The sequence below is a fragment of the Enterococcus sp. DIV0187 genome (assembly GCF_051713785.1).
Classification (GTDB): Bacteria; Bacillota; Bacilli; order Lactobacillales; family Enterococcaceae; genus Enterococcus_A; species Enterococcus_A avium.
Genome location: NZ_JBIOQO010000002.1, coordinates 426,236 through 445,124, shown reverse-complemented (window position 1 = coordinate 445,124; position 18,889 = coordinate 426,236). Strand labels below are relative to the sequence as shown.

At 37.1% G+C, this 18,889-nt stretch carries 17 protein-coding genes; 8 read left to right on the top strand and 9 right to left on the bottom strand.

The window, feature by feature from the left end:
* Positions 1–244 precede the first annotated feature (244 nt).
* From IGI52_RS22075 to IGI52_RS22055, 5 genes are all read right to left on the bottom strand, one after another.
* Positions 245–1,576, bottom strand: a complete 1,332-nt coding sequence (locus IGI52_RS22075) for an ISL3 family transposase (RefSeq protein WP_438780293.1) — start codon at positions 1,574–1,576, stop codon at positions 245–247.
* Positions 1,545–1,991, bottom strand: coding sequence for a transposase family protein (locus IGI52_RS22070; RefSeq protein ID WP_438780294.1), 447 nt, complete (start codon positions 1,989–1,991; stop codon positions 1,545–1,547). The genes IGI52_RS22075 and IGI52_RS22070 overlap by 32 nt, the downstream gene beginning before the upstream one ends.
* A 156-nt stretch (positions 1,992–2,147) precedes the next feature.
* Positions 2,148–3,710 (bottom strand): IS66 family transposase, encoded by a 1,563-nt coding sequence (gene tnpC, locus IGI52_RS22065; protein ID WP_070557863.1) that lies wholly within the window; start codon positions 3,708–3,710, stop codon positions 2,148–2,150.
* A gap of 149 nt (positions 3,711–3,859) precedes the next feature.
* Entirely contained in the window at positions 3,860–4,213 is a 354-nt protein-coding gene (tnpB, locus tag IGI52_RS22060) for an IS66 family insertion sequence element accessory protein TnpB (RefSeq protein WP_070557861.1), read from the bottom strand.
* A 1-nt stretch (position 4,214) separates the two neighbouring features.
* Entirely contained in the window at positions 4,215–4,400 is a 186-nt protein-coding gene (locus tag IGI52_RS22055; RefSeq protein ID WP_070557862.1) for a hypothetical protein, read from the bottom strand.
* A 136-nt stretch (positions 4,401–4,536) separates the two neighbouring features.
* On the opposite strand from IGI52_RS22055, the gene IGI52_RS22050 reads away from it, so the two are divergent.
* A complete protein-coding gene (locus tag IGI52_RS22050) occupies positions 4,537–6,225 on the top strand; it encodes a MucBP domain-containing protein (protein WP_144204684.1) in 1,689 nt (562 codons plus the stop codon).
* Between the two features lie 282 nt (positions 6,226–6,507).
* On the top strand, positions 6,508–7,362 hold the full coding sequence (locus tag IGI52_RS22045; RefSeq protein ID WP_070558462.1) for a glycosyltransferase family 8 protein: 855 nt from the start codon (positions 6,508–6,510) through the stop codon (positions 7,360–7,362).
* A 511-nt stretch (positions 7,363–7,873) separates the two neighbouring features.
* Here IGI52_RS22045 and IGI52_RS22040 read toward each other — a convergent pair.
* Both IGI52_RS22040 and IGI52_RS22035 read right to left on the bottom strand, forming a co-directional pair.
* On the bottom strand, positions 7,874–8,350 hold the full coding sequence (locus tag IGI52_RS22040; protein ID WP_144204685.1) for a hypothetical protein: 477 nt from the start codon (positions 8,348–8,350) through the stop codon (positions 7,874–7,876).
* 247 nt (positions 8,351–8,597) lie between these two features.
* The gene (locus IGI52_RS22035) at positions 8,598–9,539 is read right to left on the bottom strand and encodes a hypothetical protein (protein ID WP_083303591.1); all 942 of its coding nucleotides are present in this window, start codon (positions 9,537–9,539) and stop codon (positions 8,598–8,600) included.
* A 205-nt stretch (positions 9,540–9,744) separates the two neighbouring features.
* On the opposite strand from IGI52_RS22035, the gene glf reads away from it, so the two are divergent.
* The gene (gene glf, locus IGI52_RS22030; protein WP_016178103.1) at positions 9,745–10,854 is read left to right on the top strand and encodes a UDP-galactopyranose mutase; all 1,110 of its coding nucleotides are present in this window, start codon (positions 9,745–9,747) and stop codon (positions 10,852–10,854) included.
* Positions 10,855–11,484: 630 nt separating this feature from the next.
* On the opposite strand, the gene IGI52_RS22025 is transcribed toward glf, so the two are convergent.
* Entirely contained in the window at positions 11,485–12,291 is an 807-nt protein-coding gene (locus tag IGI52_RS22025; RefSeq protein WP_016178104.1) for a hypothetical protein, read from the bottom strand.
* Position 12,292: 1 nt separating this feature from the next.
* Complete coding sequence (locus IGI52_RS22020; protein ID WP_016178105.1) at positions 12,293–12,625, bottom strand: PadR family transcriptional regulator; 333 nt, start codon at positions 12,623–12,625, stop codon at positions 12,293–12,295.
* 201 nt (positions 12,626–12,826) lie between these two features.
* On the opposite strand from IGI52_RS22020, the gene IGI52_RS22015 reads away from it, so the two are divergent.
* From IGI52_RS22015 to araA, 5 genes are all read left to right on the top strand, one after another.
* Positions 12,827–13,261 (top strand): hypothetical protein, encoded by a 435-nt coding sequence (locus tag IGI52_RS22015; RefSeq protein ID WP_016178106.1) that lies wholly within the window; start codon positions 12,827–12,829, stop codon positions 13,259–13,261.
* 471 nt (positions 13,262–13,732) lie between these two features.
* Entirely contained in the window at positions 13,733–14,809 is a 1,077-nt protein-coding gene (locus tag IGI52_RS22010) for a GntR family transcriptional regulator (protein ID WP_070504812.1), read from the top strand.
* Positions 14,810–14,970: 161 nt separating this feature from the next.
* On the top strand, positions 14,971–16,560 hold the full coding sequence (locus IGI52_RS22005; RefSeq protein WP_070504815.1) for a xylulokinase: 1,590 nt from the start codon (positions 14,971–14,973) through the stop codon (positions 16,558–16,560).
* A 132-nt stretch (positions 16,561–16,692) separates the two neighbouring features.
* On the top strand, positions 16,693–17,391 hold the full coding sequence (locus IGI52_RS22000; RefSeq protein ID WP_070504819.1) for an L-ribulose-5-phosphate 4-epimerase: 699 nt from the start codon (positions 16,693–16,695) through the stop codon (positions 17,389–17,391).
* 30 nt (positions 17,392–17,421) lie between these two features.
* Positions 17,422–18,846 carry an L-arabinose isomerase gene (gene araA, locus IGI52_RS21995; RefSeq protein ID WP_070558468.1) on the top strand — a complete coding sequence of 475 codons (1,425 nt, stop codon included), beginning with the start codon at positions 17,422–17,424 and terminating at the stop codon, positions 18,844–18,846.
* The last annotated feature ends 43 nt before the right edge of the window (positions 18,847–18,889 follow it).

The window sequence follows — 18,889 nt, the reverse complement described above, 5'->3', positions numbered from 1 at the left end:
AAGACAAAGGCATAGGGTTCAACAAAACAGGGTTGGACTCTATGACCTAGTTACTAGTCTGCTTGTAGTATTAAATTTTAGTAAGTGGGGCTGATGAGGTCACGTGAAAACATCTAAAGTGGAAGAAATATTTCTGCTTTAGATGTTTTTTATTTATAAAATGGAATGGCAACACAAATGATTCTTATGTTATTGGATAAAAAAGACATAAAGAACGTAAATGCCCAATCGGTTCTTTCCAATTTCATGGGATTCGACGATTTTCCAATGATAAAACTTTTTTTCGTAATAAATTGAAACTGCACCGTCCATACATCTGTTTCTTTATGGTCTTTATCTTATTTACGCTACCTTCAGCTAAACCATTGTTATATTTATGAGTAATCGCATATTTGACTGCTGGGAAATCATTTAAGAGACTACCCACAAACTTTAATAGAGAGACATCATCAAAATTTTCTTTTACAGAAGACATCCAGCTTTTAAAAGACTCTAGATCTTGTTTTTTTAAACAATGACGAAATCTCCAAACTAATTCATAGAGTTGTTTGTATTTTGGATGCTGATTGAAAACTAATTCCAATAACTCACTATCAATGACGGGAACTTTCTCAATCGGTAAATAGAATAGTTTAATTAACCATTTTCGTTCTAATATTTCAATGGATTTCCCTTGATACTCTTCTTTAAAATGTTTATGAAGACGACGTTGCCGGGACATATATCCTCGAATAGCATCTACTGTTCCGGTATATCCTTTTTCAGAAATAATTTGAAAAATCTCTGAGTATGTTTTTCTTTCTTTACGAAGCGCAAGAACTTCTTTGCGATATTTTTCTAATTTACCAGGACGATCGATCCCATATTGTCCGCTGAGAGAAGAAGCATCTTTTCCTAAATATCTTACAATTGTTTGAGGCGTGTATCCTGTAATATCAGTTATTTCGGAAAGGGCAACTCCTTTTTTGGCAAGGGCTCTCACTTCATCAATTTGTTGTTGTTTTTCTTCCATGAGCTCATTATGATGTCGTTCCCAAAATATTGCTTTATCTTCCGGAATTTCCTTCTCCTTCATTTTTATATACTTGGAAATAGTTTTAAGGCCGAAGCCTGTTTTCATTCGAATTTCTTGCTGTGTCATACCGTCGGTATGCAGCCGTTTTACATAAATAATTTTATCTCTTCGTGAAGTATATAGAAGAAAATCTTCAAATTTTTCATTGGAAATCTCGATTGGAATCCTTGGCGGGAAAGAGTGTCGCATGGATGTTTGAGCGAGTTCACAAAGACGAGCAACCAAATGAAATCTATCGGTGACTTGTATTGCATGAGGGAATGCTTTCTTAATCGCTGCAGAGTATGTACGAGAACCATCACGTGACACCAGCTCAACACATTTGAATTTTTTAAGCCATTCGATCACATCCTCTTTTTCACGAGATTCCAGCAGGTCAACAATTTTCCCAGTTTTGATATCTACCATAATTGTGCCATAACGTTGGCGTTTCTTCAGAGCGAAATCATCAATGCATATTTCAGCTACATCATAATCTACGTGAATTTTTTTTTTGCCCAAGATAATTACATAGACTACTCTTCCTTACTATGATTCCCATTTCTTCAAGGTCTTTAGTCATACCTACAGAACTCCGACTTTCTGCTAAATCAACAATTAGTTTCATCAATCGTGTTGTTTTTTGTGCATTTCCTTCCCTAAAAGGGAACGTCTCAGAAAATGTTTTTTTAGAACAGTCAGGATTTTGACATTTGAATCTTCGTATAAGTAAATTTAAATAGACTGTCTTACTTTGAATCGGTAGATCTTGAATTTTAGTAGTATAAGAATCATGAATATTGGTGGATTTGCAGCGACATGTGGGGCACTTTGCAGAGGTAGAAATGGAAGAAACATCAAAGGTGATTTTCTCGTTTGTTATTTGACAGTCATCAACATGTAAATTAACGTCCAATGATAAAAGTAATTCTTCCAAAGAAATACGCCTCCTTATCATGTAACAGTAACTACCAACAATTAAATTATACTACATTTAGTAGTATATCATATCGAATCCCATGAAATTGGAAAGAACCGCCCAATCACCAAGTACCTACACACCAAATAACCTAAGCCCTATAATGGACTTAAGTTATTTGGTTGTTTTTGCGTACTGTTTGGCGCACGTTGCTTGTGCGAGAGGCTGCCAAGGCAAAAGCTCATCCAACGCTTCATTAGAAACATGCGCTAGATTAGGAATGCGATCAAATAGAAATTCCAAATAGCTCACTGGATTCAGCCCATTTACTTCAGCTGTTCGATACACGCTTAGAATGATTCCCGAAGTTCGAGCACCTTCCAAACTGCACGAATGCATAGAATTCTTGCGACCGATTACCAGCTCTTTTATCTGGCGCTCTGCTAAGTTATTACTAAGTTCCAAGCGTCCATCCTCAAAAATCCGCTCAAATCCTCCACGCAACTTTAGCGCATACTTGACCGCTGTATCTAGTTTGGATTTTGGAACTGCTGTAAAGGAGCCCAGCCATTCATAGAAATTGATGAATAGAGGGGTTAAATAATCCCGGCGTTTTTTCTGCCGATCTTCAACGGATAAGTCGACCCACTCTCGTTCCAATTGGAACCAGATATCGATCATTTTGACAGCGATCCAAGCAGGCGTTTCCTCGTTTTTATTGTTCTTTGGAAGAGCTTCAAAAAACTTCCGACGTGCATGAGCCAAACAATAAACGAGTGTGACATTTTCCACCGCGTTATAGCCTGCGTAACCATCACAATGCAGATACCCGTTGAAATCTGCTAGAAATTGCTTTGGCACTTCGCCAGCTCGCGATACTGCGTGATGGTAATATACGATTGGATGTGTACTATGCTTTCCTGTGCTGAATAGCCAGTAATGCGTGTCTTTCTTGCCCTTCTCAATGACCCGATACGTGGTTTCATCGGCGTGAAGGATTTCCTCTTGGGTTAAATGACTTTTTAATCGTTGGGCTAAACTGTCTAAGGCGTTATGACAAACTTTGATATGCCAGTTGGTGATGTTATCTCGGGAAATATCCAGACCCAATGTTTCTTGCCAATAACTTTCCTGCCGATTGGCAGGTACTTTTTGACCAAACTTCAATCGGATGGTTTCGGCAATCACGCTGTTTGACCCTAAACTATTGGAAACGACAGGTCTTGGAACAGGAGCTTTTTTATAGGAAGAAACATCTGCCTTTTCGCATTCTTTGCAACAATACGTATGTTGGTAATGAACGAGCCGATCTAACATGGCTTGATGGAAAAGCACCTCTTCGCGAATCTTGGTTGTGCCAATGTCGGTCATTTGAGTGCCGCATTGGTCACAGATTCGTTGCTCAGTTGACAATTCATGGTGTCTTTCTTTTAAGGGAAGATAGGCGATCTTCGCCGCTTTTTGACCGATTTTTCTTTTGTGTCCTTTTACCATTGTTTCTTGTCCTTCTTCTGTTTGGGGAACGGCCTTACTATCTTCAACCTCATCAGAAAATAGGTTTAACTGACCAGTCACTTGTGAATCCAGTGTTTCTTTGGAACGACCAAAAAAACGATCCGTAAAATAGCTCAATTTCTCATTGAGAAGATGAACCTCTTGGTTCAATGCTTGATTCGCATGCTGGAGTTCTTTGATTGTTTCTGTCTGAGATTCAAGGAGTTGAAGTAGGATATTCACATCTACTTCGACGTTATTGTTAGAAGAAGAATTTGTTTGTAAGGACAAGAAATTCACCACCATTTTCATTGTTACTACTGTTATTATTATACCATTTAGACGCATCAAAAAACAGAGAAAACCGCATAAAATCAACGATTTCACTCTGTTTAAAAGAATCCTTTTGTCCCAGCCTTGATTGCTTTGGGTTGGTGAATACTTAATCCCTCAAGTAGCCAGTGAATCTGTTGCACAGACAGTTGGCGAACTTCTTCCTTTTTTCTCGGCCATTGCAGTCGACCGTTTTCAATTCGTTTGTATCCCAGAAAAAAGCCATCGTTATGCCAGTAGAGCAATTTAAATCGATCACAGCGATTGCCGCAAAAAAGAAAGATGGCATCTTCGTAAACATCCAGCTCATAGTCTTGTTGGATAATCCTAGCAAGTCCGTCAATTCCTTTGCGAAGATCTGTCTTACCAGTTACGAGAAAGATTTTTTCTACTTTGGTAAAATCGAGAAACATCTTATCCCAACTCCTTAAGGATCGCCGAGAGGATATAGCTGTTTACGCCATTATAGATCAAAACTTCAGAACCATCCTTCTGACGGATACGCAGGGCAATTTTTGCGGTACTGTTTTTTCTCTGATCACGAGCCGTTCTCGATTGATCGTGAAGTTGAATAGGAACGATATCATTTATGTTTTTCAAAAAAACACCTCCGTTTCACTTGATAGCTCAAGTATAGATGAAGGTGGAAATATTTTATAGGTACCGATTTATTAGGCATTTACTAAAGAACAACTGTTTTTTATCATTAAGAAAAATCGACTTAGGAGTGACTTAAATGAATCATAAAAGGAAATATATTTTAAGGGTCATAGTTGTGATAATGAGTTTTGTAATTATTAATGTTCCAATTATTGGTAACACAGTTGGAATCGTACAGAGTGAGACAACGGAAGGTACAGGTTGTGAGGGTACCACTCCTGACAGTTCAACATCGATTATGGATAACAAAACACAAGAATCCACGATTGATTCTTCTCAAGAAAGTACAGAATCTACTACTTCAAGTAGTAATAAAATTTCAATGGTAGAGGATAAGCAGGAAACACAAAAAGAATCAGAAATAGACAAGATTGCTTTAGCATATAATGAGGATTATTGGTGGGATACGATCAATAATCGAGGCTTCACTTACAATGATGATATACCATTTTGGAGTGGTGGAAAGTCTGAGATAAATACATCTCAAGGCTATATTGAACTAGGAGAACCGTACATTTTTGAGACAGGTTGGAAATTTGTAAACATCACTTTTAGAGGAAATATTTATTCTTCTGGAGACAGAATTTATGATGAACTATTCAAGGGTATTTTAAATTATCAGGAAATAGAAAAACAACTTCGCTATAATTATGAGCCCCAATTATACAATGTAAAAATATCTTATCGAGGATTACCTGATGAAATAAAGGAGACATTACCTAAAGTTGATCCAAATCCGATTTTAAACGGAACTATGTACACGATACCAGCACCACCAAAAGTAGAAGGCTATGTTACTGAAGAATTTGCTTTGGTTTGGACAGCACCTTTTTTTATGCCACGAATGATTGGTTCTGAAACGTATATTTCTGGTGGGACACTTTCTGATGAAATTAGTTATGGTTATAAACCAGAAGATGAATTAATAGCGCAGCCGATTATAGTCCATTATTTGGATATTAATGGAAACACTATTAACGAAGAGGATTCAATAATTGGGGGAATTGATGAAGACTATACAATAAGTGCTAAAACAATTCCTGGTTATACTTTGGTGAAAACTGAGGGGGCTACAAGTGGAAAATTTACTTCAAAGCAGCAAGAAGTAATCTATATTTATATAAAGGATGATTCGAGTAACTTTAATGGTTCTTATATAGACTATGCCGAGAATAATATTTCCAGTATAGCGGATATTGAACGGCAATTAAAAATTGTTAAGAATGTAAATTTGAGTTTAGTAACTTACAGTGACAATCAACTTAATGTAAATGTCGTTGGAACAACTCAGCAATTCAATTTATTAGGTACGATTCAAACAGTCTCAAAACGGATCCAAACAAAGAATGGCAGGGTCTACTATATGTTATGGCTTGACGGAAAACAATACGTTTTACATTCTGAAGCTTTTCAAGCATTGCCAACATCTTCTGATTTTACACAGGAAAGTGATTTGGACAAATATGCGAGTGTGAGTTTGGACTTTTTAGGAAATTATTTAGATAAGGTAAATAATGTTAATCATAGAATTTCTTTAGTCAACAACTATAATGTTTATGATGTATTAAAAACAGACGGAGATGCAGCTATTCCACCATATGCAGGGACCGTTTCTTCTATGGGATTGAAGGACAATGTGTTCACTGTAACTCAGGAATTTGTTTCCTCGTACGGGATTAAATATTATAAGATCTTGATTGAAGGATATAGCTATTTCATTAATTCGGCTGCATTTATCGTCGAGGCTGTTAAATCTTTATTTTAGTGATGAAGTTGATCAATTTTTGGGATGGTAACAAAATCTTAGAAAAACAGGATCTGCGGCAGAAAATTTTGGTTTTGTAATGGATTCTAAATTTATCTAAGCATTTTCTTAAGGAAAATTATACTATCATAAGTTTATTTTCCCAAATTTGGGAGTAGACCTCCCCTCATTAATTGTTAAGGTAAAATAAATTTAGCCAAGAGTTTTGTTTATTAGGATTATTTAGAATCGTTAATTAGATTGGTAACGAAATGCTTATTATAATTTTGTGAGGTTAGTATATTGAGAAAAAATGCAGTCATTTATTGTGTTACTGGATCACACATTCAGCTGACGGCGGTGTCAATCGCTTCAATTATGAATAATTATCAGAGTGAGGAACCTTTGGATATTCTTATTGTTGTAGGTGAACTAGGGGGTGAAGAGATAATTAGATTGAAGAATATTCCTAAATTTTATAAAAAAAAAGCTATCTCCATTACTATTTGGTATCCTCCTGAAATGGTAAAACAAATCAAAAATTATAATAACACTCGTTTTCCAGAAGTCACATTGTGGCGTTTATTTCTGCCCTCCTATTTTAACAGCTATGAGAACATTCTATATTTAGATAATGATACGATTATCTATGATGATGTATCTGATTTCTTTAACCTTGTATCTGAAGAGAAGGTAATCGGAGCAGTTCGTGACTTCTACTTTTCGATGATTAGTGATAGGGAAGATAGTTCGAAGTACTTTGGTGTTAAAACCATGAAAAATTACTTCAATTCAGGATTTCTTTTATTTAAAGTAGCCAAGTTTAATGAATTAATTTCTTTAGAAGAGATTTTAGAAATGATAAATGAAAATAAATACATTTATTTGGATCAAACGATTTTAAATATTCTTTGTGAGAAATATGTGCATTTTTTACCGTATGAATACAATTATCAAAAGGACGATCATTGGCTATTTGATTGGGCAAAAAAAATAAATTTTCACAAATTTTCGGAGATCAAGAAGGCGAGAGCAAATATAAAAGTACGCCATTTTGTAGAATTCGAACATCACTCGCTGCCATGGGAGCACCTACTTGTACAAGATCAATGGGAGAGAGATTTTTGGAATTATTTGTGTGCGATAAAAACACTTTAGGCAGAATTTTATACTGATTAAGGAAAAAAACACCAATTATTGAAATAAACCCAGAAATTAGATATCTTTTGAGCAATAAGAAATCTTTTTTCAGTGTTTCATCTAGAAGAGCTTGCGAACAATCTTTTTTTGATACTTGATAATGTTTTTAGAAAATGAAAATTAACTATCTATACAATGTAGGTTCTTTTGATCAAACATTATCGAAATTTTTGGGGGACAACTATTATGCAAGCATATTTTCTGCAAAATCAAGCATCATCAAACAATTATTCAGTTATTTCTGGAGATGAACCAATCGAGACATTTACCAGTAAACTTTCAACTTGGTTTGTGCAAGAATCAATTGAAAAATATTATTCAGCTTGTTTAATGTTAAACTCTTTCATGACTAAATGTTTATTTGAAATAGTGGCATTACTACACAGTACTTTCGTATCCAAAATAGAAAATATGTCTCATTAAGTATTTGAGACATATTTTCTACTGTACGCTAAAAATGATTAGAAAACTAATACCCGCTAAAACTTTCACTATCATGTGCCTCGATGATTACTGGAAGTATAGTGTAGATATTTTTTGTCCCTTCTTTACGATCAGATAAGATGGCAAAAACCGTGTATACACCTGGTTTGTTCCAATTTCCCTCCACAGTTCCACCACCGATTCCATTTAGATATAAAGGTGTTCCATCAGCTGTATGAGCGTATATTCCTTTTTCTGGCAGGCTCCATTCAAAAAAATCGACGGTTGGCATTTGTCCTGTTTTTAAAGCTGGGCAGTAGATGGGGTTGATTTTCAAATTCTCACTTGGAGGAGTATAAGGATTCTCGTCACTAAAATAATCCTCATAACCTACGGGTGAAGTGTACAATTCATAGGCACCTGTCTGTTCTGTTGAGGCAGATATTTCTTTAGAAACTCCAAATACAAGAAAAATCGTGGCTACTGTAGCCAATACACCCAGTAAAACGCATCTTTTCATCATTATTATCTCCTTTCCAGTTATAAAAAAATTTTAGCATACCATTGGATGATAGAAATTGAATGTTTCAAAAATGGGAATAGTTCATAGAGCATTTAGATAGAGCCAAATAGGAATGTTCCCAGCTAATTCTTTACCTTGAGAATAATCAAAGGACAACGCTAAGAATGCTCCTTCAGAAATCAGATCAAACATCTAATTTCTGAAGGAGCATTACGTTCGAGATAGTTTTATTTTAGTATGTTTACAGCTATAAGCTCTTTTTCTTCTCTAAATGATGCAAAAAGGCTCCAGCAGAAAATACTGTCGCTAAGCCTAGAAGTGATAACTGGCCGCTTAATTGATTAGATTCACCAGTCTTAGGAAGCTCTTTTTCTATAGTGTTTGATGTTTTTGTATTTGTGTTGGCTAGAGTAGACTTTCCGCTAGTGGCCGCTTTATTTGAACCTAAGGATGCTGTGTTTGCTCCACTAGTTTTATTTGTTGAAGAACCGTTTTTATTTATGGCAGCTAATGATTTGTTTTCACTAGCAGAGTTTGAAGTACTCATACTAGTACTATCTGAAGTTGAGGTAGAAGTACTTTCACTCCAATACTCACTTAAGATCTCAGAATTACGTGTACTTGAACTCTCACTATTGGCTGCTGATGATTTTTCAGAAGTACTTTCGCTAAAAGAAGTTGACGTACTTTCTGATGAGCTTTCACTCCAATACTCACTCAAAATTTCCGAATTTACTGTACTCGTACTCTCGCTGGCAGAAGTTGATGAACTTAAACTCATGCTTGAAGAGTCAGTAGTGGATTCGGTTGTTGATGTGCTTGTTGATTCAGTAGCAGAACCACTGGCAGAACTTGTTGTAGATGTACTGGCCGATTCAGTTAAGGAAGCGCTAGTAGATTCTGTGGTAGAACCACTTGTAGATGCACTGGAAGGCGCTGCCATTGAGTTGCTGGTAGATGACGCAGGAATCGTAGCAGTATTATTATTTGCTAATACTTTTCCTGTATCGATTTCTACACCAGCGTTGACTTGTGGAGTAGACTCAGCTGCTTGGGCGCTTGCTGATGAGGTGTTTACTCCAATAACGCCTCCAACTGCGGTTAACGTTGCATACATCCAATTTTTTCCATTTCTATGTGTTCGCTTTTGCTCTTTCTCTAGTTGTTTTCTTATTTCTTTTCTTCCCATATTTTTTAACAGATCTCCCTTCAAAATAATCTTTAGAATGATTTTGACGTGCTGAAATAAGTATCTCATAGTTCATTTCATTGGATTTATAACGTCTCAATATTGGGAAAAAATATTTTTGTGGAGAAGAATGAAATAGTATGGAATAGGAAGAAATCTTTGAGTCGTGAAAGTAAAGAGTAACAGTAAATGGGAGGAAAGGTAAATGGCATCATATTTAGTAATTGGTAGCGGCTTATTTGGTTCTGTTTTTGCGGAGCGAATGGCCAACCAAGGTCATAAGGTAACAGTTCTTGAAAAGCGAAAGCATATTGCAGGAAATATCTACACAGAAGAAATCGAAGGTATTCAGGTCCATAAATACGGCGCACATATTTTTCATACATCAAATAAGAAAGTTTGGGACTATATAAATCAATTTGCGATTTTTAATCGCTTTACAAATACCCCTATGGCTGTTAGCAAAGGTAAACTATATAACCTGCCCTTTAATATGAATACCTTCAACTCTTTATGGGGGGTAAAAAATCCAGAAGAAGCGAAAGCAAAAATTGCCGAACAAACGAAGAATTATAGTGAGAAAAAGATACATAATTTGGAAGAACAGGCACTTTCTCTTGTTGGAAAAGATATTTATGAGATTTTAATAAAAGAATATACTGAAAAGCAATGGGGGAAGCCCTGTGTAGAACTTCCCGCGTTCATTATTAAACGATTGCCGATTCGTTTTACTTTTGACAACAATTATTTTGATGATTTGTATCAGGGAATCCCTATCGGAGGATATACACAAATTATTGAGAAAATGTTGGATCATCCCAATATCAAGGTAGAGCTTAGAACTGATTTTTTGGAACATAAAAAAGAATGGATGAAAAAATACGATAAGGTGATTTATACGGGAATGATTGATGAATTTTATAATTATTGCTTTGGAGAATTGGAATACCGTTCGCTAAAATTTACGCATAAGCAGCTGTCTTGCAAGAACTATCAAGGAAATGCGGTGGTCAATTACATCGATAAGGATATTCCTTATACACGAGTTATTGAACATAAGCACTTTGAATTTAGCAAGCAAACACAAACAATTATTACAAAAGAATACCCAAAAGCATGGCGCAAAGGTGATGAGCCGTTTTATCCCGTGAATGATGAGAAGAATCAAGAAATCTATGACAAATACAAATTACTAGCAAAAACAGAATCTCAGATTATTTTTGGCGGTCGCTTGGGTATGTATCGCTATTTTGATATGCATCAGGTAATTGAAGAAGCTTTGAGTTTAGCTAGTAGGTTGATGGATTCTAAATAAACGAGGTGACTACTTATGACGAACACCGAAATACAGTTCTAAATTGATTATTAAATAATTAAAAAGTTAAGATCAGTTTACAAACAGTATTCACTTAAAAGTGCTCCAACAAATTTGCTGATTTGAATAATAAGAATCAGTATATGGTTGGAAAGCAAGTAACAGATTGTATTCTTCATTAATAAGAATTTCGTTATCAACGTCGTCTTTAAACAAATAACTTGTGACAGAATTTCTGCCATTCTCAAGATCAATTTTGATTTGAGCACAATTCTGATCAGGAGTGGACTTATCAGAATTGTGAGCAGCCATCGTTAGGTTTGTATACTAAATCAAACAAAGTGAGCAGTCTGTAACTGTGATGTAATTCACGGTTTTCTTTAGATACTTTTCAACAGTAACAGGATCTTGAGTGATAGCAATTTTCTAAACAGCTTCGACTCCTTCATCAGTCATTTGATATATCAAGATATTACCCTTGTGCTGTTGCATGATGACATGGGGGAATAAATCGGAAATTAAATCCCAGTCTTTAGTAATGAAGCTTTCATAAGCTTGGGCATTGACTAGGCTGATAAAACTTGTATCTTTGATTTTATGAATTATAGTGACTAAAATAACTCATTCCTTTTATTTTTTAACTCCTCTGTGCAGTAAGACATAAAAACTGATAAGGCTGAGGAGCATGCAGGTAGCCACAAGACCTTTACCCAGATTACTTGTTAAAAATTCCTGAGAAACAGGTATTCTGTAGAGAACACCAATTATTGCAGTAGTAAGCATGATAGGGACAAAAGGGGTTAACTCCTTTTTGTGTGTTTGTCTGAGAAAGAAAATCCCACAGCTCAAGAGAATTACAGCGATTATTGAGATTCCGACTAGGCCTTCTGTGTCGAGAGTCAAGCTGGTTTTAAAAAAGATTGACAGACTGATTCCAAGAATGATAAACATTATTGTTAGAAAGATTGCCAGATATTTTTTGAAAGTTCGTTTAGTCGTATATATGTTATTTCCAATCTGCCATACAATAATTATTGCGAGGATAGTCCAGTAAATACTGCCAATCAATAATTTTCCTACATCAAGTAATGTATTAGGTGAAGCAAGTGAAGGGATCACAGTGATAAGCGCGTAAACAAATAGAACAGCGACCGCTAAATGTACCCCATTTCCAATACTGATGGGTACTTCTTTCAACAGAGCATCAGCGATTTCCTTTGGTTGTTTGCCGAAGTAATCTTCAGCAGTTTCCCCATTTTCCTGAGCATCGAGAATATCCTGGAGGATCTCTAAAAGTGCTTCCTCTAATATTTTTTCATCTTTGAAAACGGAGTTGCTTCTAACGTAGATTAATAAATTTCCATAATATTCTTCGTTGATTGGATTTAAGAGTTCCTGTAATTTCGCGTTTTCTTTAATGAGCGATGTTTTTTTCATTTTATTTATTCTCCTTCAATAATTTTTCAACATTCCCCGACAAAAACACCCACTGCTTGATGAACGATTCCTTTTCGGTAAGACCATTTTCTGTTAAATGGTAATACTTTCGTTGTGGTCCCTCATCAGAAGCACGCATTTCACCAACAATTAACCCTTTTTTATCCATATTCATCAATAGAGGATAGATAGTTCCTTTAGGGATACTATCAAATCCAAATTTTTGCAGCTCTTCACTAATTTTATAGCCATATAATTCTTTTTTGGACAGAATAATCAAGATGCAGCCCATCAAAATTCCTTTAAGCATTTGAGATGAAACCTGTTGATTCATGCGTGGCCCTCTTTCTACTAGTTTGCTTAACAATATAGTAAAGTATTTCCAACTATATTGCAATGCAAACTAGCAGAATAATCTTTACGTTCAGGACAGAAAAATAACCGTTTAGGATAGTTTGAACTTATTGCATCGAAATTCCTTTATAGTGTTAGCTATAGGAGAAGGCATATTTTAGAAAGAAGGGAAGAGATCTTTTTGGTAAGGGAAACAAGTAGAATAAAACAGCTAAATCATAAAGTATTGCGGAGTTTGCAAAATCTTACAAAGAAACGGAAACGTTTGCTATTTTGTCTGCTGATTTTATGTGTATTCTGTTTATTTGGCTTTCTCAATGCCTATGCTGTCAATAACCCGACTTGGTTAGAAGGAACTTGGTCAAATCAGTCGGTGAAATATTCAATCAAAGCGAAAAGCAATGACCACAGATGTTGGAATATCAGACAAAATGGTTACATTCTAATGAAAGATGCGAAAATCACAGCAAACTCTTCAAAGAGAAATATTATCCTAACCAGAGAAGATAGCCAAACAGAATACCATATCGTCAAGCTGGAAAAAGACCGATTAGAATTGCAAATTTTTAACAATCAAAAGAAAATTAAAGCAATCAAGCTGAAAAAAGTTAAATGATATTTTTACTTTATTAAAATTATGGGATAAAAATATTGCATTCTATCTTTTCTTTTCTTCAAATTTGTTTACAATAAAGAATGTGAGAATGAAACTGCCTCTTAACATCTAAACTCTCTTTCTAACTCGGTAGTTTTATTTTTATAGGTAGTTTTTTTGAGGTATTTGAGAAATGCTGGACTTGCAATAAGCAGTCTCCAACAAAATGACACCTTGCCCTACGAAGAGCAGTGAGGAGCCATTTACTTCTCGCTACGAAGTCGATTGATTCGTCACTCTCTAGTAAGACAAAAGTATAAGCTATTCACAGCCTTGGACTTTCAAATAAGAAAGTCCAAGGTTTTTACTATTAAGCGAAGAAATATGTCTGGCTAACAGAAAAAAATTGCAAGTTGTTCGGACATATATAGTAATCCTTGATCCTTTCTGTTAATCTGTATACAAAGACTAACGGAAAAGAAAGGAGAAACTATGAATCAATCAAAATATCAAACAATCGCCGATGAATTGAAATCAAAAATTCTTTCAGGCGAATATCCAGAAAATACAACAATCCCTCCCGAACTACAATTGCAAAAGGATTATCAGGTCAGCCGACATACGATTCGGCAAGCAATTGCCTTATTAGCGAATGAAGGCTTTCTTAGAAAGGAGAAGGGTTCAGGAACCTATGTAGACGTGAAATATAGGCGTGGGGAAAATACAAACTCCGCTCACAAGACCATCGGCGTGGTCACCACCTACTTATCAGATTACATATTTCCTTCGATCATTCGTGGTATCGAAAAAACATTACGGGAAAAAGGTTATTCGTTATTATTAGCCAGCACCAACAATGATTTTCAGCAGGAGAAGGAATGTATTGAGAAGATGATTACCCAAGGAGTGGAAGGGTTGATTGTTGAACCAACAAAAAGTAATCAATACAATCCAAATTTGGCTTTGTATGTTCGATTAAAGGAACAGGGAATTCCAATGGTGATGATCAATGCGGTCTATGAAGAAATCAGCGCGCCCTATATTTGTGTCAATGATGTCGCCAGCGGGTATCTAGCAACAGAGTACCTAATTAAAAAGAATCATAAAAAACTGTTGCTAATAACGAAGATCGATGACCTACAAGGGAAATATAGGATGAAAGGATTTATCAAAGCCTGCGAAGAGTACGGCATCCAATTTTCTCCAGAGGATATTATTACCTATGAGACCGAAACGAGAAAGGACGTCTATGAGCAGGTAATAGCACGTCTAGAGTCAGAATTACTTACAGGCATTGTGTGTTATAACGACCAGATCGCTAGTGGATTAGTAGATCAGCTAACCGCAGCTAAGTTCAAGATTCCAGAGGAGCTATCGATTGTCGGGAATGATGATTCAGCTTTAAGCAAGCTCGGAAATGTTAAGCTGACTACATTGAATCATCCGAAAGACCAAATGGGACATGATGCGGCAAACTGGATCATTGAGGCGATTGAAGAAGGACACGATCCAGAGAATATTCTATATGAACCTACATTGATCGAACGTGATTCAGTGAAACAATTATAATAAGTTGGGAAAAACAGCTCATTTCGGTGAGTTGTTTTTTTGTTGACCGGAATATTTGTACGAACAAAACATAAGATTTTAATTGACGTGTACGTACATAAAATGTATGATAACGGTAACAAAAGAGAAAAAAGGAGGAGATTCCTATCGATACGAAGGAAATGATTGCAAAAACCAAGCTGGATATTATGGATGGCCGGACAGCTTTAGGGATTGAGTTTGGTTCAACTAGAATCAAAGCAGTCTTAATCGGTTCCGATTTGGTTCCGATTGCTGCTGGGGGCTTCGAATGGGAAAATACGCTGGAGAACGGAATTTGGACTTATTCACTTGAAGACATTTGGAAGGGCTTACGAGTAAGCTATCGCAAAATGGCGACCGAAGTATTTGAGAAGTACGGTGAAACCCTAACAACAATCGGTTCAATCGGCTTTAGTGCAATGATGCATGGTTACATGGCGTTTGATAAAAATGATGAGTTGCTAGTGCCTTTTAGAACGTGGCGGAATTCGATTACAGAAGAGGCAGAAAAGCAGTTAACGGAAATTTTCCAGTATAATATCCCGCAACGCTGGAGCATCGCTCATTTGTATCAAGCGATTTTGAACAAAGAGGAGCACGTAAGTGAAGTTCGATTTTTGACTACTTTGGCAGGTTATATTCATTGGCAGATGACCGGACAAAAGGTTTTGGGTGTAGGTGATGCGTCTGGAATGTTCCCAATCGAGACTGAAACAAAGAATTATGATCAAAAGATGCTGAAGCAATTTAGCGACTTGACTAAAGGTACCGCCTTCAAGCAAGAGCTGAATCAAGTGCTGCCGAAGGTCTTACTAGCTGGGGAATCAGCTGGCAACTTGACGAAAGAAGGAGCATATTTACTCGATCCGACAGGTACTTTGCAGGAGGGAATTCCTCTTTGTCCGCCAGAGGGCGATGCGGGGACCGGCATGGTGGCAACCAACAGTGTCCGCCAAAGAACTGGGAATGTGTCGGCTGGAACCTCAGCTTTTGCCATGATCGTTCTTGAAGAAAAACTCAAACAGGTTCATCCGGAAATCGATTTGGTCACTACACCCGTAGGCGATTTAGTAGCAATGGTTCATACAAATAATTGTTCTTCAGAAATCAACGCCTGGGTCAATTTGTTCAAGGAATTTTCTGACGCACTAGGTTTAGAAATCAGTGGAGACAAACTGTATCATACGCTATTTGAAAAAGCATTGGAAGGCACATCTGATTGCGGCGGGATGCTTTCTTACGGTTACTATTCAGGCGAAAATATCACCGGAATGAATGAAGGACGTCCATTATTTGTCCGAACACTTGAAAGTAAGTTTGATTTAGCCAACTTTATGCGTCTGCATTTATCTAGTGCCTTTGGTGCAATGCGCATCGGAATGGAGATTTTGAAAAAGGAAAATATCAAGATCGATAAGCTCGTCGGGCATGGCGGAATTTTCAAGACACCTGTAGTGGGCCAAAGAATCTTGGCTTCAGCGATGGAAGCTCCGGTGACGGTAATGGAGACAGCGGGTGAGGGGGGCGCTTGGGGCATCGCTTTACTTGCTGCTTACCAATTAGAAGAAAATCTTTCTCTGTCAGATTTTCTAGAACAAAAAGTATTTGCGACGAGTGAAGGAGTGACCATCGAACCGACGACAGAAGATCTACAAGGATATAGTCAATTTATTGATCGCTACGAGAAAGGTTTATCGATCGAAGCCGAAGCGATCACTTCATTAAAATAAGGATTTCAGTTTGTCGTACATACATGACAAAAAAGAACCATTTGCCTAATCATGCAGCAACTGCATGATTAGGCAAGAGAAAAAATGAATATTTTAATACGAATTACGAAACGAATGAGGAGCGAAGTTGAAATGTTAGAGCATTTAAAGGAAGAGGTTTTTCAGGCCAATTTGGAATTACCCAAGCAAGGCTTGATTAAATATACTTGGGGAAATGTCAGTGCATTTGACAAAGAGACCGGCTATTTTGTCATCAAACCAAGCGGCGTAAGCTATGAACAAATGCAAGCATCCGATATGGTCGTTGTCGATTTAGACAACAATATAATTGAGGGGGATTTGAATCCTTCTTCAGATACACCGACACATGCGGTGTTGTACAAAGCCTTTCCTGAAATCGGCGGGATTTGCCACACCCATTCCACTTGGGCAACCATTTGGGCACAGGCCGGACTGGATTTACCGGCAATGGGGACGACCCATGCAGATACTTTCTATGGCAAAGTTCCATGTGCAAGATTTTTAACTCAAGAAGAGATTGACGTTGGCTATGAGCACGAAACAGGAAATGTCATCATTGAAACTTTTAAAGAATGCGGGATTGATGTTATGGAGATACCTGGTGTGCTATTACATGGACATGGACCATTTACTTGGGGAAAAGATGCAGATAGCGCCGTCATGAACGCGGTGGTTTTAGATGAGGTTGCCAAAATGAATCTTTTTGCACGTCAATTGAACAGTTTTGCCGAAGAATTGCCACAGCGTATTTTAGATAAGCATTATTTAAGAAAACACGGAAAAAATGCCTATTATGGGCAAGGTAAATAAAACATCAATGTTAAAAAGGAGCGAATAGCTATGTTAGAAGTGAGCAAAAAAGAATTTTGGTTTGTCGTAGGATCGCAGCATTTATATGGAGAAGAAGCGCTGAAAAGTGTAAAAGCTGATGCAGAAGCGATCGTAAAAGGACTGAATGATAGCGGAAAAATGAACTATCCCATCGTGTTAAAGGAATTAGCGGTAACTTCTGATACGATTACAAAAATTATGAAGGAAGTCAATTATCGTGATGAGGTGGCAGGTGTAATCACCTGGATGCACACCTTCTCACCAGCAAAAATGTGGATTCGTGGGACCAAATTATTACAAAAACCCTTGCTGCATTTAGCGACACAGTTCAATGAAAGTATTCCTTGGGAAACTATCGACATGGACTTTATGAATTTGAATCAATCGGCTCATGGGGACCGTGAGTATGGCTTTATTAATGCCCGCTTGAAAAAGCAAAATCAAATCGTTGTTGGCTATTGGCAAACAGAAAGCGTCCAAAAACAAATTGCTGACTGGATGGACGTTGCAGTAGCATATAATGAAAGCTTTAACATCAAGGTGGCTCGTTTTGGTGATAATATGCGCAATGTTGCCGTGACAGAAGGTGATAAGGTTGAAGCGCAGATTCAGTTCGGCTGGGTCGTTGATTACTTCGGTATTGGTGATTTGGTGCAGTATGTTGATGCAGTCAAGGATGAAGAAGTGGATGCTCTGTTTGCCGAATACAAAGAATTATATGATTTTGATTATGGCGATTATGATCGGGCGACTTGGGAAGCCCACGTTAAGGTGCAAGCGAAACAAGAAATCGGCATTCGCCGTTTCTTAGAAGCAGGTGATTACAATGCCTTTACTTCAAACTTTGAAGACCTTTATGGTATGCAGCAATTACCTGGACTAGCGGTGCAACGCTTGATGGCAGAAGGATATGGTTTTGCTGGAGAAGGCGACTGGAAAACAGCCGCTTTGGATCGTTTGATGAAAGTCATGGCGCATAATCAAAACACTGGATTTATGGAAGATTACACGTATGAATTAGCTGCTGGAAAAGAAGCCATCCTGCAATCCCATATGATGGAAGTTGATCCAACATTGGCTGTTAATAAACCTAAGATTGTTGTCTCACCATTATCAATGGGCGACCGTGAAGATCCGGCTCGTTTGGTATTTGATGGAAAAGCTGGTGACGGCGTGGTAGTCTCAATGGCAGACTTTGGAACGCATTATAAATTATTAATCAATGAGGTTGAAGCGTTTGAACCAACAGAAGAAGCACCAAAATTACCAGTGGCTCGTGTGCTTTGGAAGGTAAAACCAAACTTCCATGAAGGGGTAGGTAAATGGATCGAAGTCGGCGGCGGACACCATACGGTTCTATCTTTGAATCTTACGACTGAACAAATCATTACATGGGCGAAGTTGGTTGATTTAGAATATGTGACAATCAAGTAGAAGATAAAATATTGGCTTGGAAATGATCAAGTCAATATTTTAT

Excerpts from the sequence above, each read along its gene's own strand:
- tnpB (WP_070557861.1), bottom strand. The coding sequence starts at position 4,213 with ATGTTTCTCGATTTTACCAAAGTAGAAAAAATCTTTCTCGTAACTGGT.
- IGI52_RS22050 (WP_144204684.1), top strand. The coding sequence starts at position 4,537 with ATGAATCATAAAAGGAAATATATTTTAAGGGTCATAGTTGTGATAATG.
- IGI52_RS22040 (WP_144204685.1), bottom strand. The coding sequence starts at position 8,350 with ATGATGAAAAGATGCGTTTTACTGGGTGTATTGGCTACAGTAGCCACG.
- IGI52_RS22035 (WP_083303591.1), bottom strand. The coding sequence starts at position 9,539 with ATGGGAAGAAAAGAAATAAGAAAACAACTAGAGAAAGAGCAAAAGCGA.
- glf (WP_016178103.1), top strand. The coding sequence starts at position 9,745 with ATGGCATCATATTTAGTAATTGGTAGCGGCTTATTTGGTTCTGTTTTT.
- IGI52_RS22025 (WP_016178104.1), bottom strand. The coding sequence starts at position 12,291 with ATGAAAAAAACATCGCTCATTAAAGAAAACGCGAAATTACAGGAACTC.
- IGI52_RS22020 (WP_016178105.1), bottom strand. The coding sequence starts at position 12,625 with ATGAATCAACAGGTTTCATCTCAAATGCTTAAAGGAATTTTGATGGGC.
- IGI52_RS22010 (WP_070504812.1), top strand. The coding sequence starts at position 13,733 with ATGAATCAATCAAAATATCAAACAATCGCCGATGAATTGAAATCAAAA.
- IGI52_RS22005 (WP_070504815.1), top strand. The coding sequence starts at position 14,971 with ATGATTGCAAAAACCAAGCTGGATATTATGGATGGCCGGACAGCTTTA.
- IGI52_RS22000 (WP_070504819.1), top strand. The coding sequence starts at position 16,693 with ATGTTAGAGCATTTAAAGGAAGAGGTTTTTCAGGCCAATTTGGAATTA.
- araA (WP_070558468.1), top strand. The coding sequence starts at position 17,422 with ATGTTAGAAGTGAGCAAAAAAGAATTTTGGTTTGTCGTAGGATCGCAG.